The organism is Bradyrhizobium sp. NBAIM08 (assembly GCF_020193935.1).
Classification (GTDB): domain Bacteria; phylum Pseudomonadota; class Alphaproteobacteria; order Rhizobiales; family Xanthobacteraceae; genus Bradyrhizobium; species Bradyrhizobium yuanmingense.
The window spans coordinates 42,984-69,161 of record NZ_JADYVR010000006.1; the positions used below are offsets into that span (position 1 = coordinate 42,984).

The following is a 26,178-nucleotide window of genomic DNA, read 5'->3' on the forward strand; positions in this document are numbered from 1 at the left end:
CCCACAAGGGGAGAAGGAAGAAGAGCACCTCATCCCCGTCTCACGCTCGCACCACCATCCACCGGCAGCGTCACACCGGTGATGAAATTCGCCTCATCGCTCGCCAGGAACAGCGCGGCGTTGGCGACGTCCCAGCCCGTACCCATCTTTCTGCGCAGCGGCACCTTGCTGTCGCGTTCGGCTTCGACCTCGGCGCGGGTCTTGTGCCATTCGCGGGCGCGGGTGTCGACGGCCATCGGCGTGTTCATCAGGCCGGGCAGGATGACGTTGGCGCGGATGCCGTATTCGGCGTTCTGGTAGGCGAGCTGTTCGGTGAAGGCGATCATCGCCGACTTCGTCGCTTTGTAGGCGACGTAAGGATAGGTGGTGATCGCGGCCATCGACGAGATGTTGATGATGGCGCCGCTTCTCTGCGCGCGCATGATCGGGATCACTTCCTTCGCGGTGAGGATGCAGCTCTTCAGATTGATCGCGACGACGCGATCGAACGCCTCCTCGGTTATTTGCAGCAGCTCGGCATCGCCACCGGCGAGGCTGACGCCGACATTGTTGTGCAGCACGTCGATACGCTCCCAGCGCGATTGCGCGTCCGCAACCATCGCCTTGATGTCCGCAGCTTTGGTCACGTCCGCCTTGAAGGCCGCCGCCGTGCCGCCTTTCGCGGTGATCATCGTGACCGTCTCCTGCGCCGATTCCAGATGGTGGTCGACACACAAGACCTTGGCGCCCTCGCGCGCGAAGGTGAGCGCGGTCGCGCGGCCGTTCCCCATGCCTTCGCCGGGGCTTTGCCCGGCGCCGACGACGATCGCGACCTTGTCCTTCAAGCGCATCTCGGTTCACTCCCGTCCTTGTCATTATTTTCGTGCAGACTAGCAATCGCGCTCCTGGGAGAGAAGAGCGCGCTTTCCGCGTTCATGTCATTGACATCGCACGGAATTGCATGTGGCGGCCGGTCCATCGCGCATGGCTGGCCGTTGCGGTCGAGGAACCGTTCCGGCCTCGCAGCGTTTGTCGCGGAGCCTTTCCCGCGCTAGGCTCAGTCTCGGGGCTTCCCAACCACCAGTGGCTTGCCGATGAATCTGCTCGATCCGCAAGGGCCCGTGGCTGCGGCCAATAGAACTATTTTGGTCGATTCGGTCTTCATCATGCTCGTGATCGTGGTGCCGACCATTTTCGCGATTCTGGCTTTCGCGTTCTGGTTTCGCGCCTCGAATCCGAGGGCGCGCTACCAGCCGGAGTTCGTCTATTCCGGCCGCGTCGAGATGGTGGTGTGGTCTATTCCGGCGCTCACCGTGATCCTGCTCGGCGGCGTCGCCTGGATCGGCTCGCATCAGCTCGATCCCGCCGCGCCCGTGCCGGGCACCGGCAGCCCAGTGCGGATCCAGGCGGTCTCGCTCGACTGGAAATGGCTGTTCATCTATCCGGACCAGCGCATCGCCACCGTCAACACGCTGACGGTGCCGGCCGGCGCCGAGCTGAATTTCCAGCTGACGTCATCGAGCGTGATGAACACGTTCTTCATCCCGCAGCTCGGCAGCATGATCTACACCATGAACGGCATGGTGACGAAGCTGAACCTGCGCGCCGACAACGAAGGCAAGCTTCAGGGCCTGTCCGCGCATTTCTCCGGCGACGGTTTCCCGGACATGATGTTCGACGTCAACGTGATCTCGCCGCTCGCCTTCCCGGACTGGGTGGCGAATACGGCGAAGACGGACGCGGTGCTGAACGAGGACAGCTACAAGAAGCTGATGCAGCAGGGCATTGAGAAGGGCAGGCCGGTCTACCGCCTCGACGATCCGCGCCTATTCGATTTGATCGCGACCCAGCACATTCCGCCGGGACCCGGGCCGGCCCTCGCGTCCGAAGCAGGCCGGTCGCACAGTGGAGGCCATGATGCTCGGTAAGCTCGATTGGTCGGCCATCCCGCTCGACCAGCCGATTCCGCTCGTCGCCGGCGCGGTGGTGCTGGTCGCGATCCTCGGCGTGCTGGGCTGGGTCGTGGTGAAGGGACATCTGCCCTATCTCTGGCACGAATGGATCACCAGCGTCGACCACAAGCGCATCGGTGTCATGTACATCCTGCTCGCCTCGGTCATGCTGCTGCGCGGCGGCAGCGACGCCATCATGATGCGGATCCAGCAGGCTGTGGCGTATCAATCGCAGGGCTATCTGCCGCCGGAGCACTACAACCAGATATTCTCCGCGCACGGCACCATCATGATCTTCTTCGTGGCGATGCCGTTCGTGATCGGGCTGATGAACCTCATCGTACCGCTCCAGCTCGGCGTGCGCGACGTCGCCTTCCCGACGCTCAATTCGGTCGGCTTCTGGCTGACGGCGACGGGTGCGCTCTTGGTCAATATCTCGCTCGTGGTCGGCGAATTCGCGCGCACCGGCTGGCTCGCCTTTCCGCCGCTGTCGGAACTGTCCTATTCGCCCGGCGTCGGCGTCGACTATTACGCCTGGTCGCTGCAGATCTCCGGCGTCGGCACGCTGGTGGCCGGCATCAATCTCGTCACCACCGTGCTGAAGCTGCGCACCAAGGGCATGAACTACCTGCGCATGCCGATGTTCTGCTGGACCACGCTGGCCTCGAACCTCCTCATCGTCGCGGCGTTCCCGATCCTTACCGCGACGCTGGCGATGCTGCTGCTCGACCGCTATCTCGGCTTCCACTTCTTCACCAACGAGGCCGGCGGCAACGTCATGATGTTCATGAACCTGATCTGGGCCTGGGGCCATCCCGAGGTCTACATCCTGGTGCTGCCCGCCTTCGGCATCTTCTCCGAGGTGGTCTCGACATTCTCCGGCAAGGCGCTATTCGGCTACCGCTCCATGGTGCTCGCGACCATGGCGATCTGTGTCGTCTCCTTCATGGTCTGGCTGCACCACTTCTTCACGATGGGCGCAGGTCCCAACGTCAATGCCATCTTCGGCATCGCCAGCATGATCATTGCGATACCGACCGGCGTGAAGATCTACAATTGGCTGTTCACGATGTATGGCGGCCGCATCCGTTTTGCGACACCAATGTTGTGGTCGGTCGGCTTCATGGTGACGTTTCTCATCGGCGGACTGACCGGCGTGCTGCTCGCGGTGCCGCCGGCCGACTTCATGCTCCACAACAGCATGTTCCTGGTGGCGCACTTCCACAACGTGATCATCGGCGGCGTGCTGTTCGGTGTTTTTGCCGGCTTCGAGTACTGGTTCCCGAAGGCGTTCGGGTTCCGTCTCGACGAACGCTGGGGCAAGGCCGCGTTCTGGTTCACCTTCATCGGTTTCTTCATAACCTTCATGCCGCTCTACATTGCCGGCATGCTCGGCATGACCCGGCGCATGCAGCACTACGACGTCGCGGCCTGGCGGCCCTGGATGATCGTTGCGGCGGTCGGCGTGGCGGTGCTGACGATCGGGGTGATCTGCCAGATCGTGCAGCTCGTCGTCAGCATCCGCAATCGCGAGGCGTTGCGCGACCGCACCGGCGATCCCTGGGACGGGCGCTCGCTGGAATGGGCAACCTCGTCGCCGCCGCCGGCGTTCAACTTCGCCTTCAATCCCGATGTGCGCGGCGAGGACGCCTATTGGGATATGAAGGCGCGCGCGAGGCAGCAATCGCTCGCGCATAAGACGCCGGATTATCAGGATATCGAGATGCCCCGGAATTCCCCGACCGGATTCGTCTGTGCCTTCTTCGCCACCATCATGGGATTCGCGCTGATCTGGCACATCTGGTGGATGGTGATCCTGGGCGGCTTGGGCGCTTGGGCGACCTTCGTCGTGTTCGCCTGGCGCGACCATGACGAATACGTCATCCCGGCCGAGGAGGTCGCCCGCATCGACCGCAGCAACATCGAGGAACGGCGCAACCTCGTCAGCATGGCGGGAGCAGTCTGATGGCGATGACCGCGACCGCAAGCCACGCGCACGCCGATCCCCATCATATCGGCCTCGTCATCGAGCATCCCGGCCCCGCGCCGAAGCGGATCGTGACCGCCTACGGCTTCTGGATCTTCCTGCTCTCCGACATCGTGATGTTCTCCTGCTTCTTCGCGGCCTATGCGGTGCTGTCAGGCCAGACCGCCGGCGGCCCCAAGGGCGCGGAGATCTTCGAGCAGAGGAACGTGGCGATCGAGACGGTCTGCCTGCTGTTGTCGAGCTTCACCTGCGGCATGGCCAGCATCGCCGCCGACGTGCGCAACCGGTTCTGGTTTTATCTTAGCATGACCGTGACCTGCGTGCTCGGGCTGATATTCCTCGTTCTCGAGTTTCGCGAATTTGCCGACCTCATCGCGCGCGGCTATGGCCCGTCACGCAGTGCGTTCCTGACCGCGTTCTTCTCGCTGGTCGGCTGCCATGGCCTTCACGTCTCCGCCGGCGTGCTGTGGCTTCTCACCATGATGGCCCAGGTGTTCGCCAAGGGCTTTCGCGCAGACATCTTGCGCCGGATGACGTGCTTTGCGCTGTTCTGGCACGCGCTCGACATCGTCTGGGTCGCAGTGTTCTCCGTCGTTTACCTGCTCGGGAGCGCGCCATGAGTGAGCAGACGCATGGGATGGTCAAACGCGACCTCGCGCCGGGCGAGGAAGAAGAGCATAGCGTCGGCGCAAGGATCCTCGGTTACGTCGTCGGGCTCGTGCTCGCGCTGCTGCTCACGGCGACGTCGTTCTTCATCGCCGGCACGGACCTGGTCTGGCAGCCCTCGATTCCCGTCGCGCTGATCGTGCTCGCGATCGCACAGATGGGCGTGCATCTGGTGTTCTTCCTGCACATCACTACCGGCCCCGACAACACCAACAACGTGCTGGCGCTCGCCTTCGGGCTGCTGGTGGTGTTCCTGGTGGTCGGCGGCACGGTCTGGATCATGGCGAATCTCAACGCCAACATGCCGCCGATGGACCAGATCATGCGGATGCAGTGACAGCCGCGCAAAAAGAGAGAGCCGCTTGCTAGTGACAAGCGGCCCAAGTCTAGGGAGGAAACGCCCAAGCAAAGACAATCGGCCGGAGCCGGATTGCTGCCAAGGAAACGCTCGCGCAAGGGCGCTTGCGTTGGCATACAAATGCAGCAACCGCCGACGAAGTTCAATTCCGGATCAATACGGTCTCGGATTACCACTCACGGGTGCGTGAGGGAGCTTGCTCACCTTGGCCGGCGGCAATTGTAGGCCATGCGGAAGCCGGCCGCCTGGGCGTCGTCCTCCGAGCAGAACCAGCGATCCGGTGTCGTGGTCGCGGGATAGCTCGGGCATCCCCGCAGATGGTAGATGCCGATATTGCCGGTGACGCGGGCGCGCACCGCGAGCTTGCCCTTGATGCTGCAGTTGGGGGGCATGGTCAGCTCCTCCGGAAACAGCACGGCGCGGATTTCCTTGTCGCGGTCCGGGCGGCAGGCGGTGCCCAGCAGCGCGCCGTCCTTCTTGCCGCTGCGGAAATCTTGCGGTGCAACAAAACAGCCCTTCCAGATCCCCGCCGCCGTCGTCTTGGCCTCGGTGGCTGCCGGCTTGACGTTGGCCTTCATCGGCTCGCGTGCGAGGGCAAAGCCGAGCTTGATCAGCTGCTCGTTCAGGCTGGCCTTGTCGCCTTCGGCCGTGCAGATGGCGCGGTGCCGCTTGCCAAAGCTCTTCTCGGGTCCGACATCGTCGCAGCGCACCGTTCGTTTGTTGATGAGCTTCGCGAGCTGGTCGCGGGCCTCGATGCCGCAGGTCCAGGCATCGGCTTTATTGTCGATGCAGACCTGGTCGAGCTCCGGCGCGTCGACGCCGTCGAGCCGGTAGGTGACGTCGCCGAGCTGGACCGAGTTGCCGTCACGGGCCGTCGCGGCGCCGGTCAGCGCGGAAACTGGTCCGGACGAGGCCAGAAATCCGGACCAGGCGAGAAACGAAACGAGCGCAAAAGCGCGGGTGGCGGCAACGAATTTCTGGAAGGACATACGGTCTCGCTTATCGATGGCTCGTGCGCCCCGTTCCTAGCATCCGGATGTGGCGAGACCAATGGTCTGCGCCTCGCGAAGTGCGACATTCCGGCCCCGCCGCTTTACTCCGCCGGCGCTCTGCCCGTATCGTTTCGCCGGCCTCGCTGACCGCGCAAGGCCGAATCGCCCGGTAAGCGGCGAGGGGGAGGACAAGGTTGCGATGAAAGACCCCGTGGATGTCCTGATCATCGGCGCCGGCGCTTCGGGCGCGGCGGTGGCGTGGTCGCTGGCCGAGACCAAGATGCACATCCTCTGCCTGGAGCAGGGCGGCTGGATGAACCCGGCGGAATATCCCAGCACGGGCCGCGACTGGGAGGCCAAGTTCTACGGCGAATGGTCGTCGAGCCCGAACGTGCGCGGCCGTCCCGAGGACTACCCGATCAACGACGACAACTCTCCGATCAAGGTCGTGAACTACAACGCGGTCGGCGGCTCGACGGTGATGTACACCGCGCACTGGCCGCGGCTGCATCCCTCCGATTTCAAGGTGAAGACGCTCGACGGCGTCGCCGACGACTGGCCGATCGACTACGAGGCATTGACTCCGTTCTTCGAAGAGAACGACCGCATGATGGGCACGTCGGGCCTGTCAGGCGATCCGCTGTCGCCGCTGACGCATCCGCCGATGCCGCAGCAGCCGATGGGCCTGTCCGGCGCCATCATCGCCAAGGCCATGAACAAGCTCGGCTGGCACTGGTGGCCGTCGGACACCACGGTCGCGACGATGGACTACGAGGGCCGGGCGCGCTGCATTAATCTCGGCCATTGCACGCCGGCCTGCGCGCAAGGCGCAAAATCCTCCACCGACATCACCTATTGGCCGCATGCGATCCGTGCCGGCGTCGAGCTGCGCACGCATTGCCGGGTGCGCGAGATCACCACCGATGAGAACGGCATGGCCTCGGGCGTGGTCTATTACGACAAAGACGGCATCGAGCAGTTTCAGCCCGCGCATGTCGTCGTCATCGCCTGCAACGGCGTCGGCACGCCGCGGCTGCTGCTCAACTCGGCATCGGGCCGCTTCCCCAACGGGCTTGCCAATTCGTCGGGTCTCGTCGGCAAGAATTTGATGTTCCATCCCTATGCGCAGATCTACGGCTATGTGAAGGAGCCGACTGACTCCAACCGCGCGCCGCCGACCTGCCTGTGGAGCAAGCAATGGTATGACACCGACCTGTCGCGCGGTTTCGTGCGCGGCTATGGCGTTCAGTTCGTGCGCGGGGCCGGGCCGGTGTTCGAGGCCGTAGTCAGCGAGCAGAAGGGCATCTTGCCGTGGGGCGAGGATCACCACCGCGTGTTCCGCAAGCTGAACGGCCACCGGCTTGGTTTCTCCGCAATCTGCGAGGATTTGCCGGAGGAGCACAATCGTGTCACGCTCGATCCGGTGCTGAAGGACAGTCACGGCATTCCCGCGCCGAAGGTCGACTACACCATCAGCGAGAACAGCCGGAAGATGATGGAGCACGCGCTGGCGCGCGGCCGCGAGTTTCTCGAGACGGCCGGCGCGAGCGACATCTGCGTCAACTCGCCGATCCCCTGGGGCGGCTGGCACCTGCTCGGCACCGCGCGCATGGGCACCGACCCCGAGCGTTCCGTCGTCAACGAATGGGGCCGCGCGCACGACGTGAAGAACCTCTTCATCGTCGACGGCAGCATCTTCGTCACCTCGGGCGGCGTGAACCCGACCTCCACCATCCAGGCCCTCGCGCTCTACATCGCCGACCAGATGAAGCAGCGCCTCGCCAATCTGTTCGATTGAGGGTGTGATGTCCGCAGACAACCAACTGACACGCAGGCAGCGCGACGACCTCCGCGCTGTCGCCGCGATGATCATCCCGGCCAGTGACGAGTACAAGGTGCCGGGCGCCGATGATCCCGCGATCCAGGCCGACATGCTGGCAACGCTCGGTCGCGATACCAAATTGGTGGCGGCGGCGCTGGATCACCTGGCGCGGCTCGCCGGGGGCCCGCTCGCCGAGCTCGATGCCGCCAGACGCGATGCGGTGGTGCAGGAGTTTCGGAAGAGCGGCGGTGCCGCCGCCGCAACCCTCGTCCGTGTCGTGCTGCAATGCTATTACCGCGACGACCGCGTGCTGGGCTCGCTCGGGCTCGAGCTGCGCGCGCCATTCCCAAAGGGCCATGTGCTCCCAGAGGGGGACTGGTCGCTGCTCGATCCGGTTAAGGCAAGAGGTGGCTCGCTGAGGCGCCCGCCCTAGCCATCTGGGCAGTCCGGCCCTGCGCTCCAGGCGGGCCACTTGCGTCGGCGGGTGCAGGCCACCATCTGTGTGAGCCTCAAGGACTCTTGCCATGTTGGACTTCACCTCAGATATCGCCGATGACGCACCGTCATCGCGGACGACGGCGCCTGGCCCGGCCGATGACCGGGCGCTGCTGGACGCCTATTCCAATGCCGTGATCGACGTCACCGATCGCGTCGGCCCTGCGGTCGTGCGCGTCGAGACCGGCCCCAAGGTGCCGAACGGTCGCGAGCGCGGCGGGCTCGGCTCTGGCATCGTGATCTCGCCGGATGGGCTCGTGCTCACCAACAGCCATGTCGTCGGCACGTCGAAGGAGATCCGGCTGCGCGACGTCGAAGGCCATGTCGGCGACGCCCAGGTGCTCGGCGTCGATCCCGACACGGATCTGGCGCTGCTGCGCGCCAATGGCGTGCGGCACTTGCCCTATGCTGCGCTCGGCAATTCCAAGAGCCTGCGGCGCGGCCAGCTCGTGATCGCGATCGGCAATCCGCTCGGCTTCGAATCGACCGTGACGGCCGGCGTGGTCTCCGCGCTCGGCCGCTCGATCCGCTCGGTGAGCGGGCGCACCATCGAGGACGTGATCCAGACCGATGCCGCCCTCAATCCCGGCAATTCCGGCGGGCCGCTGGTGTCGTCGCATGCCGAGGTGATCGGCATCAACACCGCGATCATCAATGGCGCGCAGGGAATCTGTTTTGCGGTCGCCAGCAACACCGCGCAATTCGTGCTGTCGGAGATCATCCGCCACGGCTATGTCCGCCGCGCCTATATCGGTGTCGCCGGGCAGACCGCGCCGGTCCCGCGGCGGCACGCGGTGCTGGCCGGGGTCGAGAACAAGATGGGCGCGCTTCTGATGCAGATCGAGCCGGATGGACCAGCGGCGAAGGCAGGCCTGTTGCCCGGCGACGTCGTGATCAGGCTCGACGGCGTCGAGATCAATGGCGTCGACGATCTGATCCGCGTGCTCGACCGCGACCGGATCGGCCGCCGGCTCGCCATGGACGTGCTGCGCCTCGGCCGCCTCCGGGCGATCGATATCGACCCGATCGAGCGCAAGCCGGCGCGCTGAACCGGGCGATGACAGCGAGTGTGTGGCTGACGCGGAGAGGGGCTGGCGCCTAGCCTCTACTCCGCCGCGGCGGCAAAGCGGCTGTTCTCCAGCTCCGCTTCCAGCCGCGCCGTCTCGGCCGCCGCCAGCCTGATGTTGGCGTCCTTGACGTAGCCGAAGCCGCGGATGGTCTCCGGCACGCGCGCAAGCCTTGCCAGCAGCGGGATTTGATCCGGCTTCAGCCCTGTGATCCGCTGGTCGATCATCGCCAGATAATCCGCGATCAATTTCCGCTCAGTCCGGCGCTCCTCGGTGCGGCCGAACGGATCGAACACGCTGCCGCGCAGGAACTTGAGCCTGGCGAGCACGTGGAAGGCGTGGATCATCCAGCTGCCGAACTCCTGCTTCTGCAGATGTCCGGTCGTCTTGTCGCGCTTGGCGAAGATCGGCGGCGCCAAATGGTACTTCAGCGTGAAATCGCCGTCGAACTTCTCAGACACTTTCTTGGCGAAGCTGCCGTCGGTGTAGAGCCGGGCGACCTCATATTCGTCCTTGTAGGACATCAGCTTGAACAGGTTCTTTGCGACCGCTTCGGTGAGCTCGGTTGACCCGGGCAAAGCCGCGCTCTCCGCCTTGCGCACCTTCGCGACGGCTGCGAGGTAGCGGTCGGCATAGGCCTTGTCCTGATAGAAGGTCAGGAATTCGGCGCGCGTCGCGATGATATCGTCGAGCGATTTCGCAGGCGCGGACGCTCTTGCCTTGAACTGGAGCACGCTGCGCACGCGCGACATGTCGTGGGCAGCGAGCCGGCCCCAGGTGAAGGCGAGCTTGTTCATCTCGATCGCGGCGCCGTTGATCTCGATGGCGCGAAGCAGGGCTTCCAGCGACAGCGGGATCGCGCCCTTCTGGAACGCAAAGCCGAGCATGAAGGGGTTGGTCGCGATGGAATCGCCCATCAGTGCCGCGGCAATGCCTGTCGCGTCGATGATGTCGAGGTTGTTGTCGCCGATAGCGTCGCGGAGCACGGTCTGCATCGCGCCCATCTCGAAATCGAGATCGGGGTTTTGCACGAAGCTCGCGGTCGGCTGCAGATCAGCGTTGATGTAGGCCTTGGTCACACCGCGCTCGGCGCGGCTCAGCGCCGTCGAGCCCGCGGAAACGATCATGTCGCAGCCGAGGATGACGTCGGCGCCGCCCGTGGTGATGCGGACGGCGGAGATGTCCTCCGGCTTTGGGGCGATGCGGACATGGCTCATCACCGCGCCGTTCTTCTGCGACAGGCCGGTGAAGTCGAGCGCCGAGCAGCCGCGGCCGTCGACATGGGCAGCCATGCCGAGCAGGGCACCGATGGTGATGACGCCGGTGCCGCCGATGCCGGTGACGAGGATGTTGTAGGGCCCGTCCAGCTCACGCGCCGGCGGCAGCGGCAGATCCGCGAACAGCTGGCCGGAATCCACAGCCGAGGTCTTCATCCGCTTCAGCGAGCCGCCATGGACGGTGACGAAGCTCGGGCAAAAGCCCTCGACGCAGGAAAAGTCCTTGTTGCAGTTCGACTGGTCGATCTGGCGCTTGCGGCCGAATTCGGTCTCCAGCGGCTGCACCGAGACGCAGTTCGAGGCCTGCGAGCAATCGCCGCAACCTTCGCAAACGAGCTCGTTGATGAAGGCGCGCTTGGCGGGATCGGGATAGAGCCCGCGCTTACGGCGGCGGCGCTTCTCGGCGGCGCAGGTCTGGTCGTAGATGATGACCGTTAGGCCCTTGATATCGCGCAGCTCGCGCTGCACGGCATCGAGCTCGCGGCGGTGGTGGATGGTCGCGCCTTGCGGGAAGTATCCGCCTTGCGGATACTTTGTGGGATCGTCGGAGACGATCGCAAGCCGCTTGACGCCTTCGGCCCAGACTTGATGGGCGATCTGCGCGACGTTGAAGGCGCCTTCGGCGGGCTGGCCGCCGGTCATCGCCACGGCGTCGTTGTAGAGGATCTTGTAGGTGATGTTGATGCCGGCGGCCGAAGCCGCACGAAGGGCGAGCAGGCCGGAATGCGTGTAGGTGCCGTCGCCGAGATTCTGGAAGATGTGATTCTCGTTCGTGAAGGGCGACTGGCCGATCCAGTTCACGCCCTCGGCGCCCATATGCGAGATCAGATCCGTGCGGCGGGTCGGCATGCTCAGCGCCATGCCGTGGCAGCCGATGCCGGCCATGGCGCGGCTGCCCTCGGGCACCCGCGTCGAGGTGTTGTGCGGGCAGCCCGAGCAGAAGAACGGCGTGCGCGCGAGCTTGATCGGCGTGCTGGTCGTCACCGGGTTGTCGAAGGCCTCGAGCCTGGCGAGGCGCTGCTCCAGCACGGGACTGTGATGGCCGAGCTTACGCAAGCGCGCCACCAGCGCGCCAGCGACGATGGTCGGCGTCAGCTCGCCCTCGCTCGGCAACAGCCGTGCGCCGCGCTCATCGCGCTTGCCGGTGACGGTCGGGCGCTTTGAGGCATCGACGTTGTAGAGGATCCGCATCAGCTGGTCTTCGATGAAGCCGCGCTTCTCCTCGACCACCAGCACGTCCTGAAGACCTTCAGCGAAACGTTTCGCGCCGCTTTCCTCCAGCGGCCAGGTCAAGGCAACCTTGTAGATGCGAAGGCCCAGGTCCTGCGCGTCCTTGTCGGTGATGCCGAGATCAACGAGCGCCTGGCGCAGGTCGAGATAGGCTTTTCCAGTCGCGACGATGCCGAGCCGCGCAGGCTTGGAATCGAGCACCATGCGGTCGAGCTGGTTGGCGCGGGCGAAGGCCTGCACCGCGGCCATCTTGGGGCCGAACAGGCGCTTCTCAGCCTCGAGCGGCGGATCGGGCCAGCGGATGTTGAGGCCGCCGGGCGGCATCTCGAAATCGTCGGGCACCACGATCTGGATGCGTTCAGGGTCGCTATAGATCGACGCGGAGCTCTCCACGGTCTCGCTGATCGCCTTGAAGCCGACCCAGCAGCCCGAGAAGCGCGACAGTGCAAAACCGTAGAGGCCGAGGTCGAGATAGTCCTGGAGCGTGGCAGGATTGATCACGGGAATCAGCGCCGCCGCGAACACCTGCTCGCTCTGATGCGCCAGCGTCGAGGACTGGCAGCCGTGGTCGTCGCCAGCGAGCGCCAGCACGCCGCCGTTGCGCGAGGTGCCGGCGGCATTGGCGTGCTTGAGCGCATCGACCGAGCGGTCGACGCCCGGGCCCTTGCCGTACCAGATTCCGAACACGCCATCGACCTTGGCTCCGGGAAACAGGCCGACCTGCTGGCTGCCCCAGACCGCAGTTGCGGCGAGGTCCTCGTTCAAACCAGGGACGAAAGCGACGTCGTGCTGCTGAAGGTGCGACTTCGCCCGCCACAACGCGTGGTCGTACATGCCGAGCGGGGAACCGCGATAGCCCGAGATGAAGCCGCCGGTGTTGAGGCCCTGAAGCCGGTCGCGTTCGCGCTGCAACATGGGCAGGCGGACCAGGGCCTGTGTGCCGGACAAGAAGATCCGCTTCGATTCGAGCCGGTATTTGTCGTCCAGCTCGACCTGCAACAGCGTCATTCGGAAGTCCTCGTCTTTCGTCCGGCGGGAGGTTTGCGCTGCGGGAGGAATCGCGGCTGCGCGATGCGAATTGTGACAGTCAAAAGGATGGGCCAGCGAAGTCAATATCGCTGGCCGCATCCGTGGCGCTCCTGCTAGTCATGGCTTGCACGCGGAGAGCGCCATGACTGCAAACGCATTCGACACCGAGATCACGGAGACGGGCGAGGCCCTGATCGGGCCGTGGCGTCAGCCACGCCAGATGCTGCAGGCGCAGACCTATGACGCGCACGCCTCGATCCATGACGACGCCACCGCGCAGAAGCTCGGCTTCAAGGGCGGCACGATCGAGGGCCCGACGCATTTCAGCCAGTTCGCTCCGCTCGGCGAGCGGCTGTGGGGGCAGGCTTGGTTCGAGATAGGCTGCCTTTCAGCACATTACCGCAGCGTCTGCTATGCGGGCGAAGAGGTGCAGGCGATCCTGGCGAAGCCATTGCCCGGCACCCGCCAGTGCCAGATCCAGATGGTCAAGCGCGACGGCACTGAGGTGCTGCGCGGCACGGCATCAGTCGGCGATTTGCCGGTTGCAACGGCGCTCGAGGCGCGCCTTGGCGAGCTCAAGCCGCTCACTGATCCCGTGATCTTGCGCGATGTGAAGGTGGCGCAGACCAGCAAGCGGCAGTCGGTGCGCATGGCGTTCGACCAGAACATGGGCGACCTCTATCCGTTCTCGCTGAGGCAGAAGCTCGCCGTCATCACCGAAAGCTCGCCGTACTATTCGGGCGCGGATAATCCGTGGGGCAAGCCCATCATCCCGATGGAGATGCTGAGCGTGCTGTTCCAGTACCGCTCCAAGGACGATCCGCTGCCGACCAAGGGCCCGGCCGTCGGCCTGTTCGCCGACCAGGAGATCCGCCTGCTGAAGGGTCCACTTTTCGAGGGCGAGGAATACGAGGTCGAGCGCGAAGTGGTCGCGCTGTCCGGCAGCCGCCGCACCGAAAGCGCCTGGGTCAAGACGCGCGTGTTCGACAAGGCGGGCACGATGGTGGCGGCCATGCTGCTGAACATGGCGACGCTGAAGGAGTCTTACGCCCCGTATGAGGAAGAGCATCGGCAGTTGTATGGGGCGGGGCGGTAGCCTCTGCTCGTCATTCCGGGGCGCGCGTAGCGCGAACCCGGAATCCATTTCACCTCGCGTACCGCGGCCCGATGGATTCCGGGCTCGACGCTGGCGCGTCGCCCCGGAATGACGGAGGAAGCCGCTTATCTCTTAGGCAAATGCACGGCGCGAAGCCGTCGCACAGGGAATAAGCAGACGCCGATCGCCGGCGTAACCTTCTGACCAGACGACAAATTCCCTCGCTACCCGCGCTCAACCGCAATTGTACACAATGGCACGGCGCTTGCAGAACTCCCGGTCAGGAGAGTTCTCGCGGGGCCGTCATGTTGAACTCAGCCAAGCCGACAAGGGGCGTCGTCAGCGCCGAGCCTGAGCCGATCACGCTCGACTGGCCCGCCACCGCGCTCCTCATCATCGACATGCAGCGCGACTTCATGGAGCCCGGCGGCTTCGGCGAGACGCTGGGCAACGACGTCAGCCAGCTCGCGCGCGCGGTGAAGCCGATCGGCGCGGTGCTGACGGCCGCGCGCGACACCGGCATGCTGGTCATCCACACGCGGGAGGGGCATCTGCCCGATCTCTCCGATGCGCCGCCGGCCAAGGTCGAGCGCGGCGCGCCGAGCCTTCGCATCGGCGATCCCGGTCCGATGGGCCGCATCCTCATTCGCGGCGAGGCCGGCCACGACATCATTCCCGAGCTCTATCCGCTCGACAGCGAAATCGTGATCGACAAGCCCGGCAAGGGGGCGTTCTACGCGACCGAGCTCGGCGAGGTCCTGGAAAAATACGGCATCGAGAATTTGCTGGTGTGCGGCGTCACCACCGAAGTGTGCGTCAACACCACGGTGCGCGAGGCCAACGACCGCGGCTATCGCTGCGTCGTCATCGCCGACGGCTGCGCGTCCTACTTCCCCGAGTTTCACGAGATGGGCCTGAAGATGATCAAGGCCCAGGGCGGCATCTTCGGTTGGGTCGCGGATTCAGCCGCAGTTCTGGAGGCAATGAAGGTTTCGACCACATAGGGGTATATCATGAGCACATTGACGGGGGCGGCCGGCAGTTCTGATCTGAACAAGTTCGACTTCAAGCCGGCGCTATGGACGTCGGGCGACTGGAACGCGTTGTTCGGCTTCGGCACCAACATCCTCGTCAACATGTTGGTGCTCACGGGCCTGTTGCGCTTCGTGCTGAAGATGCCCGACAGCCTCGTGTTCGGCCGCATCCTGCCCGCGCTCGGGCTGATGATGTGTCTCTCCACCTTCTATTACGCCTATCTCGCCTATCGCCTGGCCCAGAAGACCGGCCGCAACGACGTCTGCGCGCTGCCGTCGGGCGTCAGCGTGCCGCACATGTTCATCGTGACCTTCGTGATCATGCTGCCGATCACGCTCAAGACCGGCGATCCGCTCAAGGGGTGGTCGGCGGGCCTCGTCTGGGTATTCTTCCAGAGCTTCATCCTGATGATCGGCGGCTTCATCGCGCCGTTCATCCGCAAGATCACGCCGCGCGCGGCGCTGCTCGGCACGCTCGCAGGGGTCTCCGTCACCTTCATCTCGATGCGGCCAGCGTTAGAGATGTACATGACGCCGCAGATCGGTCTCGTCTGCTTCGCCATCATCCTGGTGAGCTGGTTCGGCGGCGTGAAGTATTGGCGCGGCATTCCCGCGGGCCTCGTCGCAATCGCGGCCGGCATGATCATCGCCTGGGGCTCGAACCTGTTCGGGCTCGGCCTCGGCGGCCTGAGCATCGCGGGCGTCGGTGCGGCCTTCGCCAATTTCGGCTTCTCGGTGCCGATCCCGGCGTTTGGCTACGTCTTCTCCGGCTTCGAATTCCTCGGCATCATCCTGGTCACGGCCATTCCGTTCGGCATCTACGACCTCGTCGAGGCCATGGACAATGTCGAGAGCGCGGAAGCGGCCGGCGACGACTATCCGACCACGCGCGTGCTCACCGCCGACGGCGTCGTCAGCCTGATCGGCTGCCTGATGGGCAATCCTTTCATCAACGCGGTCTATATCGGCCATCCCGGCTGGAAGGCGATGGGCGGCCGAATCGGCTATTCGGCTGCGACCGGCATCATGGTGGTGGTGCTGTCCTGGTTCGGCATCATCTCGGTGCTGCTGGCGCTGGTGCCCGTGGTCGCGATCTCTCCGATCCTGCTCTACATCGGCATGCTGATCGGCGCGCAGGCGTTCCAGACCACGCCGGTCAAGCACGCGCCTGCGATCGTGCTGGCACTGACCCCGCACCTTGCCGCCTGGGCCAAGCTCCAGATCGATACGATGCTGGTCTCGACCATGACTGCGGCAGCAACCGTCGGCGGGATGGCGGCCGACAAGGCCGACGCGGTCAAGACCGCAGCGGTGGCGGCGCTGCCGCAGCAGGGCGTGTTCTATCACGGCCTCGAAGTCATGGGCGGCGGCTCCATCCTCGGCGGCCTCATCCTCGGCGCTATCGGTGTCTTCATCATCGAGCGCGATTTCGAGAAGGCCTCCGCCTTTGCGCTGGTCGGGGCGATCCTGACCTATTTCGGCTTCATGCATGGCGAGGCCGTCGGCATCGGCGGCGGCTTTGGCGTGACCCCCGCGGTCGCGCTGGCCTACGCCGTGATGGCCGCCGGCCTGTTCGCGGCCAGCAAGCTCGGCGCCAGCGAACACTATGCCGCGCATCCGGAGATGTCGGCCGCACCGGCGGAGTAGGCCCGGCTTCATTGTTGCGGAACGGCCGGGCGGATGGTCCGGCCGTTGCTGTTTCAGGGCCGCACCGCCGGCGTTTCCATCGGCAGGCCGCGCGCGCGCGACATCAGATAGAGCTCGAGCGCGACCAGCTCGGGCGAGCCGTAATCATAGGCCTGGGCGCGGACACCGCTCATGCAGCTGCGCAGCCGTCGCTCCAGCGACCCCAGCGTCTGCCATTCCAGTCGATACAGCGGATAGCCGGTCGGCTGTCCTTGCGTGATCGGGGCGCCCGCGAGGCGTTTGTCGAAATTGTCGTCATGGCAGTTGGTGCAGGCAAGGTTGAGCTGGCCTTCGCGCTGCATGAAGAGCTCGCGGCCTTGGTCGACAAACGGCTTGAGCTGCGGATCGTCGCCGGCCGTGATCGGATTGCCACGCGACTGGTGGGCGATGAAGGCGGATAATGCCAGCAGGTCGCGGCTCTCGTTAGGTAGCGGCGTTGCCTGCTGATGATTGGCCCGGCAGAGATTGATGCGCTGGTCGAGCGTGACGGGGCGCGCGAGTGCCTTGTCGAAGGCGGGATAACGCGCCGCGACGCCCTTCATGCTGGTGCGCGCATCGCCATGACAATCGGCGCATGCCCTGTCGGCGCTGCCGGTCTTCTTCTTCCACAGCTGCTCGCCGTCGAGCACGAACAGCATGCCGGGATTGGCGGTGTCGTCGTCCTGCATCGCCCGGGTGTCCGGGCCCATGAAGGCATAGCCGGAGCGGCGCGCATCGGGCGGGATCTCTGCGGCGAGCAGGGCTGGGCCCGTGACGAGGAATATCGCCGCCGCCGCTATCGCGCGCCAAGCGATCATTCGACCCTGATCGATGCGGATGCGGTGGACGAATAGCCGTTGTCGCCAATCCACTCGAACTCGAACTTGCCGCTCTCCTTGGCCACCGTGAAGAACGACAAATATGGGTTCGCCGCGATCGCCGGAAACAGGTCGGCACGAAAGATTTCGGCGCCGTTGTAGCGGCAGATGAAGCTCGTGATGATGTCGCGCGGCACGAGCTTGCCGTCCGCGGTATGGCGGAATCCTGTTTCCATGATGTGCGAGGTCAGCGTGCGGATCTCGATGATCTCGCCGCGTTTTGCTTTCGAGGGAACGTTGATGAGGGCGGCCATCAGTTCATCTCCTCGGTGCAGGCCGCCAGCGTCACGACGACATCGGCGGCAACCTGCCAGAACGTGTCGTCGGACAGGCGCGCGATCGCGACCACCTTCTGGGTGTCGGCGAGCCGGATCCGGGTCGAGACCTGGGCGCGGCCGGAGGAGGGACCAAGATAGAAATTGCCGATGTTCGGCTGCGGGTTCTTCTCGTTGAAGACGTGGATGCTCTTGACGTGGTCGTCCGCCGTCATCGGGCTTGCAACGCTGACCGTTATCGGCACCGTATTGCCGTTCTCGACCAGCGGCGGAATGTCGAGCCTGATCCTGCCGCTGCGAAGCTGGGCTTCGCCGACGAGGTTACGGATCGCAGCGTTGAGCATCGCCGGCGTCGCTTGAAGCGGCCGCAGCGTCACGATCGGGACCGTGCCGGCGACTGTCACGCATCCGGCGAGGTTCAAGAATTGTCGTCGCGTGGTTGGCATGAAACCTAGTCCCGAAGCGTTGCAAGAAAAGCCACGATGTCCTCGATCTCCGCAGCCGACAGGATCGGCTTGCCGGCGAAGTTGCGTCCGACGCGGACGAGGCCGTCGTTGCGATAATAGGACGGCATGATGGTGTCCGGATTGAAGCGCGAGGCATCGACCAGTCGAAGCCGCAACTGGCTCGCGGACCACCGGTTCCCGGCACCGGCAAGATCAGGCGCGAGGTCGCCCTGGAACCGCGTTTCCGGAAATGGGCCGGAATGGCAGAGGATGCAGGTCGTCGTGCGTGCGAGCACCAGCGCGCGCCCACGCGTGGCATCGCTGGGCGAGCCGGTGAGCGAGGCGGGAATGCCGTCGCCGACGATTGTGTAGGGCACGAGCTCGTCCGCGCTCGCGCTGCAGGCGAGGCTGGCAGAGATCAGCGCTGCGATATGGATCGGTGCTCTAGCCAAAGGTGTCCGCCGTGATGGTTTCAAACCAGCGCTCGGCCTCGTCCGCCTCGCGGGCGCGCAATTCGCGCGGCGCGTCGACCGGGCTCGTGGTGCCGCCCTCGACCTCGGCGAAGATGTCGCCCCTGGGCTCGTAGTTGCCGGCCAGCGAAAAGCCGTAACCGGGCGCGACGACGTTGTAACAGACGCCTGTCAGGCGTGGCGTCTCCGGCGCGCGGCCTGCAAAGAGATTCACGATCGCTCCAGCACAGGCCTTGCCTTGCGCGCTCGCAGCGGATGCTGATTTGGGAATGCCGCCGCCGAGGCAGGCATCGCCGATGACGTGGACGTTCGAAACGAGTTTCGACTCGAACGTGACGGGATCGATCGGGCACCAGCCCGTCGCGTCCGCAGCGCCCGCGATGGCAGCGATGCGCCCCGCGCGCTGCGGCGGGATGACGTTGGCGACATCAGGGGTGTAGTTGCCGAACTCGGTGACGATGGTTCGCGTCGTCGGATCGACCGAGGTGACGCGGCCGCCTTGCGACAGTGCGATGCGCTCGATCATGTCGCCGTAGAGCTCCTTCCACGCCTTCTCGAACAGCCGCTGCTGCGAGAACGCGTCCTTGGCGTCGAGGATCAGAACTTTCGACCGCGGCTTTCTCGACTTCAGGTAATGCGCGATCAGGCTCGCGCGCTCGTAGGGCGCTGGCGGGCACCGGGAAGGATTGGCCGGGATTGCAATGGCGATCGTGCCGCCGTCCGCCATCGCTTCCAATTGCCGGCGCAGCAAAAGCGTTTGCGCGCCGGCCTTCCAGCCGTGCGGCATCGTCTCCGATGCGGCGTCGTCGTAGCCGGGCAGGGCTTCGAAATGGAAGTCGATGCCGGGCGAGAGCACGAGGCGGTCATAGCCGAACGTGGTGCCATCCCCCGTCGTCACACGACGCGTTTGCGTGTCGATGCCCGTCGCAGCCTGGATGACGATGCGGATGCCCCCGGCGGCAAGCTTGTCATAGCCGAACTGCTGCGCCTCGATCTCGCGCAGGCCCGCGATCACCTCGTTGCTGAAGGGACAGGAGATGTAAGTCTTGTTCGGCTCAATCAGGGTGACCTGCAATTTAGCATCGGCGCGCTTGAGCGCGCGGGCGCAAGCGGCGCCGCCAAAGCCGCCGCCGACCACGACGACGCGGCCCGCCGATTGTGCGCGCAGGATCGAAGGGGCGGCGAGCGATGTGGCTGCGACGGCGATGCCGAGGACGGCATTCCGCCGCGTCACCGGCGCATTCATGAGACCTGTCCGGAAAATGCTGCGGCGGCCGATACGGCCGCCGCGATTTGTCCTTTGAGCATGATCTTTTCGGACAACCGCTCCACACTTCTCCGGATCATGCTTTACGCGAAGGTGATGTTCTGGTCGCGCAGCGGCACATGGCGGATGCGCTTGCCGGTCGCGGCGAAATACGCGTTCAGCACCGCCGGCGCCGCGATGCCGATGGTCGGCTCGCCGACGCCACCCCAGAACCCGCCGCTCGGCACCATCACCGCCTCCACCTTCGGCATCTCGTTGATGCGCATCGAGTTGTAGGTGTCGAAGTTGGTCTGCTCGATCTTGCCGTCCTTCACCGTGCAGCCGCCGTAGAACAGCGCGGAGAGGCCATAGACGAAGGAGCCGGCGACCTGTCGCTCCACCTGCGCCGGATTGACGACGTAGCCGGGATCGGTGGAGGCGACGATGCGATGCACCTTGATCTTGTTGGCGTCGGTCACCGAGATCTCGGCGGCGCCGGCGACATAGCTGCCATAGCCCATCACCTGCGCGATGCCGCGATAGACGCCTTGCGGCGCCGGCGTGGTCCAGCCGATCTTCTCGGCCACCGCATTGAGCACCGCGAGGTGCTTGGGGTGGTTGCCCATCAGCTTGCGACGGAATTCGAGGGGGTCCTGGCCTGCGGCATGGGCGAGCTCGTCCATGAAGCATTCCATGTAGATCGCGTTGTGGTTGACGTTGACGCCGCGCCAGAAGCCGGGCGGGACGTGCGGGTTGCGCATCGCATGCTCGACCAGAAGGTTCGGCACCGAATAGCCGAATGCGGCTTCGCCGGATTGGGCGACGCCCTGGAATGCCGCGGGATCCATGCCGTTCTGCAACGCTTCGGGGCGGAGCGAGAACAGGATCGATTGCCCGGACAGGCGGTAGTGCAGCGCGATCAGGTTGTTGTTGGCATCGAACGCGCCGGTCATCTTGCACTGGGTGATCGGGTGATACCTGCCGTGCGCCATGTCCTCTTCGCGCGACCACAGCAGCTTGATCGGCGTGCCCGGCATCTGCTTGGCGATCATAACCGCCTGGCGGACATAGTCGGTCTGGCCGCGCCGGCCGAAGCCGCCGCCTAACATCACCTTGTGCACGTCGCACTTCTCCGGCGGCAGGCCGGACGCTTCCAGCACCGCTGCAAACGCCGCCTCGCCGTTCTGCGTGCCGCACCAGACCTCGCATCGGTCCGCCGTGTAGAGCGCGGTGGCATTCATCGGCTCCATCGTGGCGTGGTTCTGGTAGGGATAGGAGTAGACGGCCTCGACCTTCTTGGCGGCGCCGGCAATCGCGGCCTTCGCGTCGCCGTTCTTGTTGCCGACATAGGCCGGCTGCGCATTGTCGAGGCCCTCGGCCAGCCATTTCGCAATCGACTCGCTGGAGACCTTGGCGTTGTCGCCTTCGTCCCAGACGATCGGCAGCGCCTCCAGCGCGGTCTTGGCGTGCCACCAGGTGTCGGCAACGACCGCGACCGCGGTATCGCCCACCTTGACCACCTTCTTGACGCCTTTCATGTTGGCGATCTTGGCTTCGTCAAAGCTCTTCAGCTTGCCGCCGAACACCGGGCAGTCCTTGATCGCGGCGTTCAGCATGCCCGGCAGCTTGACGTCGACGCCGTAGATCATCGCGCCGGTGGTCTTGTCGGCGGTGTCGAGCCGATTGACGCCCTTGCCGATCAGCTTCCAGTCCTTCGGATCTTTCAGCTTGACGTCCGCCGGCGGCGTCAGCTTCGCCGCAGCTTCGGCGACCTTGCCATAGGTCGTGGTCCGGCCCGAGGGCGTATGGGTGATGACGCTGTTCTGGGCCCTGCATTCGGAGGCCGGCACCTTCCAGGCGTCGGCTGCGGCCTGGATCAGCATCACGCGCGCGGTGGCGCCGCCCTTGCGGACATAGTCCTGCGAGGAGCGGATGCCGCGGCTGCCGCCAGTCGAGAAATCGCCCCAGACGCGCTTGCGCGCGACGCTCTGGCCGGGCGTCGGATATTCGGTCGTGACCTTGGTCCAGTCGCATTCGAGCTCCTCGGCAACGAGCTGGGCGAGGCCGGTCAGCGAGCCCTGGCCCATCTCCGAGCGGGCGATGCGGATCACCACGGTGTCGTCGGGCCTGACCACGACCCAGGCGCCGATCTCCGGCGAGCCGTCGGCGGCGCGGACCACGGCGGGGCCGCCGAAGGGCAGGTCGAGGCCAATGGCAAGGCCAGCACCGACCGCAGCGGTGCCGATGACGAAGGCGCGGCGGTTGAGCCGCGGCGATATATGCTTGTTCATGTGGGGATTTCCTTACGCGCTCGCGATCGTGTGGATCGCCTCGCGCACCTGCTGGAAGGTGCCGCAGCGGCAGATATTCGTGATGGCCTCGTCGATGTCGGCGTCGGTCGGCTTCGGCTTCTCGTTCAAGAGCGCGGCCACCGCCATGATCATGCCGCTCTGGCAATAGCCGCATTGCGGCACGTCCTGGGCGATCCAGGCCTCCTGCACCTTGTGCAGCGTATTGCCCGAGGCGAGCCCCTCGATGGTGGTGATCTGCTTGCCCTCGGCCTCGCTGACCGAGATGCCGCAGGAGCGCATCGCAACGCCATCGAGGTGAACCGTGCAGGCACCGCATTGTGCAATGCCGCAACCGTATTTGGTGCCGGTCAGGCCGGCATTCTCGCGGATTGCCCAAAGCAGCGGCGTATCCGGCTCGACGTCGAGCGTGAAGGGTTTTCCGTTGATTGTTAGGTTTGCCATCGCAAGTCCCCTGATTGGCCCAATCCACCGATTGAACTCAGGGGCGCAATGTGTGCGGCAAACTGGAACGGTTCAAATCAATAGTCCGAGGTTCAAATCAACAAACCGAGCGCGACCAGGGCGCATGGCCCCCGCTCTGGGTATGGACCGGGACGCCGTTTTGGCTCATCCCTTCGCAATCGATTCGGGTTGAGGGTTCCGAGGGCGCCAATCCGCGGCTTGAGGCGACGTCCGGCTGTGAATGCCGGTTCCAGGGCCCCGCGCGGCTTGCGCTGCGGCGACAGTTTGTCCCTATTGCCGGGGTGCAAGTCGCGGGCGCTTTGGTACACTGCGCCGACGCAAAAGGAGTTCCATGAACGTGCCGAGTCCCTGCAACGTACTGATGCTCTACCCGCTGTTCTCGGCAGAGTCCTTCTGGACCTTCGGCGAATCCTGCAAAGTGCTGGGCGTCAAGCGCCCGGCCGCCCCCCTGGGCCTGATCACCGTCGCCGCGATGCTGCCCGAGAGCTGGACCGTCCGGCTGATCGATTGCAACACCGCGCCGTTCGGGGAGGAGGATCTCGCCTGGGCCGACGTCGTGTTCACCGGCGGAATGTTGCCCCAGCAGGCCGACACCTTGCGTCTGATCGAGCGCTGCCGCGCTGCCGGCAAGCCGGTCGTGGTCGGCGGACCCGACCCCACCTCGAGCCCCCATATCTATGAACGGGCCGATTTCCGGGTGCTCGGCGAGGCCGAGAGCGTCATGAACGAATTCATCGCGGCCTGGGAGAGCGGCGCGCGATCCGGCCTCTTCACCGCACCGAAGTTCCAGGCCGACGTCACCAAGACGCCGGTGCCGCGTTTCGACCTGCTCAAGTTCGAGGACTATCTCTATCTCGGTGTGCAATATTCGCGCGGCTGTCCCTTCACCTGCGAGTTCTGCGACATCATCGAGCTCTACGGGCGCGTGCCGCGGACCAAGACGATCGAGCAGATGTTCGTCGAGCTCGAGACGCTCTACAAGATGGGCTATCGCGGTCATCTCGACTTCGTCGACGACAATTTCATCGGCAACAAGAAGTCGCTACGGCAGTTCCTGCCGAAGCTCGCCGAATGGCAGCGCACGCACGGCTATCCGTTCGAATTCTCCACGGAAGCCTCGGTCAATCTCGCCGACGACCCGGAGCTGTTGGAGCTGATGGGTGCGGCCAATTTCTTCGGCATCTTCGTCGGCATCGAAAGTCCGGACCCGGCGACGCTGGTCGCGATGCGCAAGAAGCAGAACACGCGGCGCAACATCGCCGAGAGCATCCACAAGATCTACGCCGCCGGCATGCTCGTCACCGCGGGCTTCATCGTTGGCTTCGACAACGAGAAGGTCTCGATGGCGGAGGCGATGATCGACTTCATCGAGGAGGCGGCAATCCCCGTCGCCATGGTCGGCCTGCTCTATGCCTTGCCCAACACGCAGCTCACGCGCCGGCTGGAGCGCGAAGGCCGGCTGCATTCCGGGCACGACGTGGCGCCGACGATTGGCGCCGATCAGTGCACGGCGGGCATCAATTTCGATCCGGTCCGCCCGTTGCGCGACATTCTGACGGACTACAAGCGGGTGCTGGAACACATCTACAGCCCGGCGGCCTATGCAGCACGTGTCGACCGCCTGATGACGCTGCTCGACCGGTCGAGGCAGCGTTCCGAGCTTGCCGAAGGCGATATCCGCTCCAAGCTCGGAGCCATGGAGACCGTGCACAAGGTGGTGTCCGCGCTTCCTGAGGCGCGGGGGCCGCTCTGGCAGACCTTCATGAACTGCGCCAAGCGCGACACGTCATCGGCGCGCATCGCCGTGCAGATGATCGCGGCCTATGCACATCTCGGCCCGTACTCCCGCAAGGTCATCGCGGCGATCGACGAGCGCCTGGCCGCGCTGGACAACGAGACCGTCGCTCCGGTGGCTGTCGGCGTGACGGCGGCCTGACAGCTTACTTCACCGCGAGCCGCAGGAAGCTCATCACGCTGCCGAGCGCGGCAAAGCCCGCGCCGAGCGCCAGCGCCAGCGTCGCGCCCTCGTGGCCAGCGAGAGCGAAGCAGGCGGCGGCGAGCGCCGCGCCAGTGGTCTGCCCAGTTAGGCGCGCGGTCGCGACGATGCCGGAGGCGCTGCCGCTGCGGTGCGGCGGCGCGCTTGCCATCACCGCCTTCATGTTCGGCGCCTGGAAGAAGCCGAAGCCCATGCCGCAGATCACCATTCGCCAGATGATGTCGGCAATGGCGGGATTGGGCGGCAGTGTCGCGAGCAGCGCCATGCCGAGACCGAGCAGCACGAGCCCAATGCCGCCGAGCAGGCCGACCGCGTGCCGGTCGGAGAGGCGGCCTGCGATCGGCGCCATGATGCCGACCACCAGCGGCCAGGGCGTCATGAAGAAGCCGGTCTCGACCTGCGAGCGGCCGAGCACATCCTCGAAATAGAACGGCAGCGAGACGAAGGCGAGGCCCTGGACGGCGAAGGCGCACACCGCCGTCGCCGCCGACAGGGCGAACATAGGCCTGGCGAACAGGTCGATCGGCAGCATCGGCGCGGGATGATCGGCGTGGCGGCGGGTCAGGATCACGCCGAGCACGAGGGCGGTGACCAGCTCGATGCCGACCACGAATGGCGACAGATTGTGCGCGGCGCTGCCGATGCCGGTGATGAACAGGCCGAGGCAGGCGGTGGCCAGGATCGCGCCGAGCAAGTCGAAGCCGTGATCGGCGCGCGGAGTCTTCGGCAGCATGGCAAAGCCAATGCCGATCGCGATGAGGCCGAACGGGATGTTGACGGCGAACAGCCACGGCCACGGGCCGAAGGCGAGGATGGCGGAGGCGATCGAGGGTCCGAAGGTGAAGGCGGTCGCGACCACGAGCGCGTTGTGACCGAAACCGCGGCCGAGCATGCGGCCGGGATAGACGAAGCGCACCAGCGCGGTGTTGACGCTCATGATGCCGCTCGCGCCCAGCCCTTGCAGCGCGCGCGCCAGCAACAGGCTGTCGAGCGACCATGCCACCGCGCAAAACAGCGAGGCAATGGTGAATAGGATCAGTCCGCCGAGATAGATGCGCTGGTGCCCGACGATCTCGCCGAGCGCTCCCAGCGGCAAGAGCGTCGCCACCAGCGCGATCTGGTAGACGTTGACGACCCAGACCGACTGCTCCGGCGTGACGTGCAGGTCGGCGGCGATGGCCGGCAGGGCGATGTTGGCAATGGCAGTGTCGAGCGAGGCCATCGCGAGCGCAGTGAAGATCGCGGCAACAGCCCAGCGCCGCTGCGTCGACGGAAGACCGTCGGCGGTGGGATGGTCGGGCTCGCGCGCGGCGGCAGGTAACGTGATCGTCATTTTTGTTGGCGCGCTGCTCCGGCGGCGTAGCCATGGGGGACGTTCGGCATGTACTACGGAGGCGCCGGCTTCCACAGGCGCAAGCTTGCATGCTGTGTATGCGCGAAGGTC

General features: G+C 65.2%; 22 protein-coding genes. 11 read left to right on the forward strand and 11 right to left on the reverse strand.

Annotated elements, in window-relative coordinates; genetic code table 11:
- Nucleotides 1–29 precede the first annotated feature (29 nt).
- Nucleotides 30–830, reverse strand: a complete 801-nt coding sequence (locus I6F37_RS21205) for an SDR family NAD(P)-dependent oxidoreductase (RefSeq protein ID WP_128263582.1) — start codon at nt 828–830, stop codon at nt 30–32.
- A gap of 243 nt (nt 831–1,073) precedes the next feature.
- On the opposite strand from I6F37_RS21205, the gene I6F37_RS21210 reads away from it, so the two are divergent.
- The 4 genes from I6F37_RS21210 to cyoD are packed head-to-tail and all read left to right on the forward strand — an operon-like array spanning nt 1,074 to nt 4,921.
- A complete protein-coding gene (locus tag I6F37_RS21210; protein WP_036026020.1) occupies nt 1,074–1,907 on the forward strand; it encodes a ubiquinol oxidase subunit II in 834 nt (277 codons plus the stop codon).
- Complete coding sequence (cyoB, locus tag I6F37_RS21215; protein WP_225139723.1) at nt 1,897–3,897, forward strand: cytochrome o ubiquinol oxidase subunit I; 2,001 nt, start codon at nt 1,897–1,899, stop codon at nt 3,895–3,897. The genes I6F37_RS21210 and cyoB overlap by 11 nt, the downstream gene beginning before the upstream one ends.
- Nucleotides 3,897–4,538, forward strand: a complete 642-nt coding sequence (locus I6F37_RS21220; RefSeq protein WP_036037890.1) for a cytochrome (ubi)quinol oxidase subunit III — start codon at nt 3,897–3,899, stop codon at nt 4,536–4,538. The genes cyoB and I6F37_RS21220 overlap by 1 nt, the downstream gene beginning before the upstream one ends.
- Nucleotides 4,535–4,921, forward strand: a complete 387-nt coding sequence (gene cyoD, locus I6F37_RS21225; protein WP_036026014.1) for a cytochrome o ubiquinol oxidase subunit IV — start codon at nt 4,535–4,537, stop codon at nt 4,919–4,921. The genes I6F37_RS21220 and cyoD overlap by 4 nt, the downstream gene beginning before the upstream one ends.
- A 221-nt stretch (nt 4,922–5,142) precedes the next feature.
- Here the strand turns inward: cyoD and I6F37_RS21230 are convergent, their stop codons facing one another.
- Nucleotides 5,143–5,931: a thermonuclease family protein gene (locus I6F37_RS21230; RefSeq protein ID WP_225152576.1), complete on the reverse strand. Its 789-nt coding sequence runs from the start codon at nt 5,929–5,931 to the stop codon at nt 5,143–5,145.
- A 202-nt stretch (nt 5,932–6,133) separates the two neighbouring features.
- Between I6F37_RS21230 and I6F37_RS21235 the strand changes: the two genes are divergently transcribed.
- From I6F37_RS21235 to I6F37_RS21245, 3 genes are all read left to right on the forward strand, one after another.
- Nucleotides 6,134–7,732, forward strand: coding sequence for a GMC family oxidoreductase (locus I6F37_RS21235; protein ID WP_036037888.1), 1,599 nt, complete (start codon nt 6,134–6,136; stop codon nt 7,730–7,732).
- Nucleotides 7,733–7,739: 7 nt separating this feature from the next.
- Entirely contained in the window at nt 7,740–8,189 is a 450-nt protein-coding gene (locus I6F37_RS21240; protein ID WP_225152577.1) for a gluconate 2-dehydrogenase subunit 3 family protein, read from the forward strand.
- 91 nt (nt 8,190–8,280) lie between these two features.
- A complete protein-coding gene (locus I6F37_RS21245) occupies nt 8,281–9,300 on the forward strand; it encodes a S1C family serine protease (RefSeq protein ID WP_225149967.1) in 1,020 nt (339 codons plus the stop codon).
- A gap of 56 nt (nt 9,301–9,356) precedes the next feature.
- On the opposite strand, the gene I6F37_RS21250 is transcribed toward I6F37_RS21245, so the two are convergent.
- Nucleotides 9,357–12,833 carry an indolepyruvate ferredoxin oxidoreductase family protein gene (locus tag I6F37_RS21250; RefSeq protein ID WP_249795325.1) on the reverse strand — a complete coding sequence of 1,159 codons (3,477 nt, stop codon included), beginning with the start codon at nt 12,831–12,833 and terminating at the stop codon, nt 9,357–9,359.
- A gap of 163 nt (nt 12,834–12,996) precedes the next feature.
- On the opposite strand from I6F37_RS21250, the gene I6F37_RS21255 reads away from it, so the two are divergent.
- The 3 genes from I6F37_RS21255 to I6F37_RS21265 all read left to right on the forward strand — a co-directional run bounded on the left by I6F37_RS21255 (nt 12,997) and on the right by I6F37_RS21265 (nt 16,631).
- Nucleotides 12,997–13,950 carry a hypothetical protein gene (locus I6F37_RS21255; RefSeq protein WP_225152581.1) on the forward strand — a complete coding sequence of 318 codons (954 nt, stop codon included), beginning with the start codon at nt 12,997–12,999 and terminating at the stop codon, nt 13,948–13,950.
- Between the two features lie 305 nt (nt 13,951–14,255).
- Nucleotides 14,256–14,954, forward strand: coding sequence for a cysteine hydrolase family protein (locus tag I6F37_RS21260; protein WP_225139651.1), 699 nt, complete (start codon nt 14,256–14,258; stop codon nt 14,952–14,954).
- Between the two features lie 9 nt (nt 14,955–14,963).
- Nucleotides 14,964–16,631 carry a regulator gene (locus I6F37_RS21265; protein ID WP_225152583.1) on the forward strand — a complete coding sequence of 556 codons (1,668 nt, stop codon included), beginning with the start codon at nt 14,964–14,966 and terminating at the stop codon, nt 16,629–16,631.
- Nucleotides 16,632–16,684: 53 nt separating this feature from the next.
- On the opposite strand, the gene soxA is transcribed toward I6F37_RS21265, so the two are convergent.
- The 7 genes from soxA to I6F37_RS21300 form a co-directional block, all read right to left on the reverse strand.
- Nucleotides 16,685–17,467, reverse strand: a complete 783-nt coding sequence (soxA, locus tag I6F37_RS21270) for a sulfur oxidation c-type cytochrome SoxA (RefSeq protein WP_225146152.1) — start codon at nt 17,465–17,467, stop codon at nt 16,685–16,687.
- Nucleotides 17,464–17,781, reverse strand: coding sequence for a thiosulfate oxidation carrier complex protein SoxZ (gene soxZ / locus I6F37_RS21275; RefSeq protein WP_036004317.1), 318 nt, complete (start codon nt 17,779–17,781; stop codon nt 17,464–17,466). The genes soxA and soxZ overlap by 4 nt, the downstream gene beginning before the upstream one ends.
- Nucleotides 17,781–18,248 carry a SoxY-related AACIE arm protein gene (locus tag I6F37_RS21280; RefSeq protein WP_225152585.1) on the reverse strand — a complete coding sequence of 156 codons (468 nt, stop codon included), beginning with the start codon at nt 18,246–18,248 and terminating at the stop codon, nt 17,781–17,783. Before I6F37_RS21280 ends, soxZ begins: the two co-directional genes overlap by 1 nt.
- Nucleotides 18,249–18,253: 5 nt before the next feature.
- Nucleotides 18,254–18,700 carry a sulfur oxidation c-type cytochrome SoxX gene (gene soxX / locus I6F37_RS21285; protein WP_036004323.1) on the reverse strand — a complete coding sequence of 149 codons (447 nt, stop codon included), beginning with the start codon at nt 18,698–18,700 and terminating at the stop codon, nt 18,254–18,256.
- Nucleotides 18,693–19,964: an NAD(P)/FAD-dependent oxidoreductase gene (locus I6F37_RS21290; protein WP_225152587.1), complete on the reverse strand. Its 1,272-nt coding sequence runs from the start codon at nt 19,962–19,964 to the stop codon at nt 18,693–18,695. Before I6F37_RS21290 ends, soxX begins: the two co-directional genes overlap by 8 nt.
- Nucleotides 19,965–20,068: 104 nt before the next feature.
- Complete coding sequence (locus I6F37_RS21295) at nt 20,069–22,255, reverse strand: xanthine dehydrogenase family protein molybdopterin-binding subunit (RefSeq protein WP_225152589.1); 2,187 nt, start codon at nt 22,253–22,255, stop codon at nt 20,069–20,071.
- Between the two features lie 12 nt (nt 22,256–22,267).
- Complete coding sequence (locus I6F37_RS21300) at nt 22,268–22,717, reverse strand: (2Fe-2S)-binding protein (protein ID WP_036004329.1); 450 nt, start codon at nt 22,715–22,717, stop codon at nt 22,268–22,270.
- Nucleotides 22,718–23,069: 352 nt separating this feature from the next.
- Between I6F37_RS21300 and I6F37_RS21305 the strand changes: the two genes are divergently transcribed.
- Nucleotides 23,070–24,674 carry a B12-binding domain-containing radical SAM protein gene (locus tag I6F37_RS21305; RefSeq protein ID WP_225152591.1) on the forward strand — a complete coding sequence of 535 codons (1,605 nt, stop codon included), beginning with the start codon at nt 23,070–23,072 and terminating at the stop codon, nt 24,672–24,674.
- A gap of 4 nt (nt 24,675–24,678) precedes the next feature.
- Here I6F37_RS21305 and I6F37_RS21310 read toward each other — a convergent pair whose 3' ends face one another.
- A complete protein-coding gene (locus tag I6F37_RS21310; RefSeq protein WP_225152593.1) occupies nt 24,679–26,067 on the reverse strand; it encodes an MFS transporter in 1,389 nt (462 codons plus the stop codon).
- Nucleotides 26,068–26,178 lie beyond the last annotated feature (111 nt).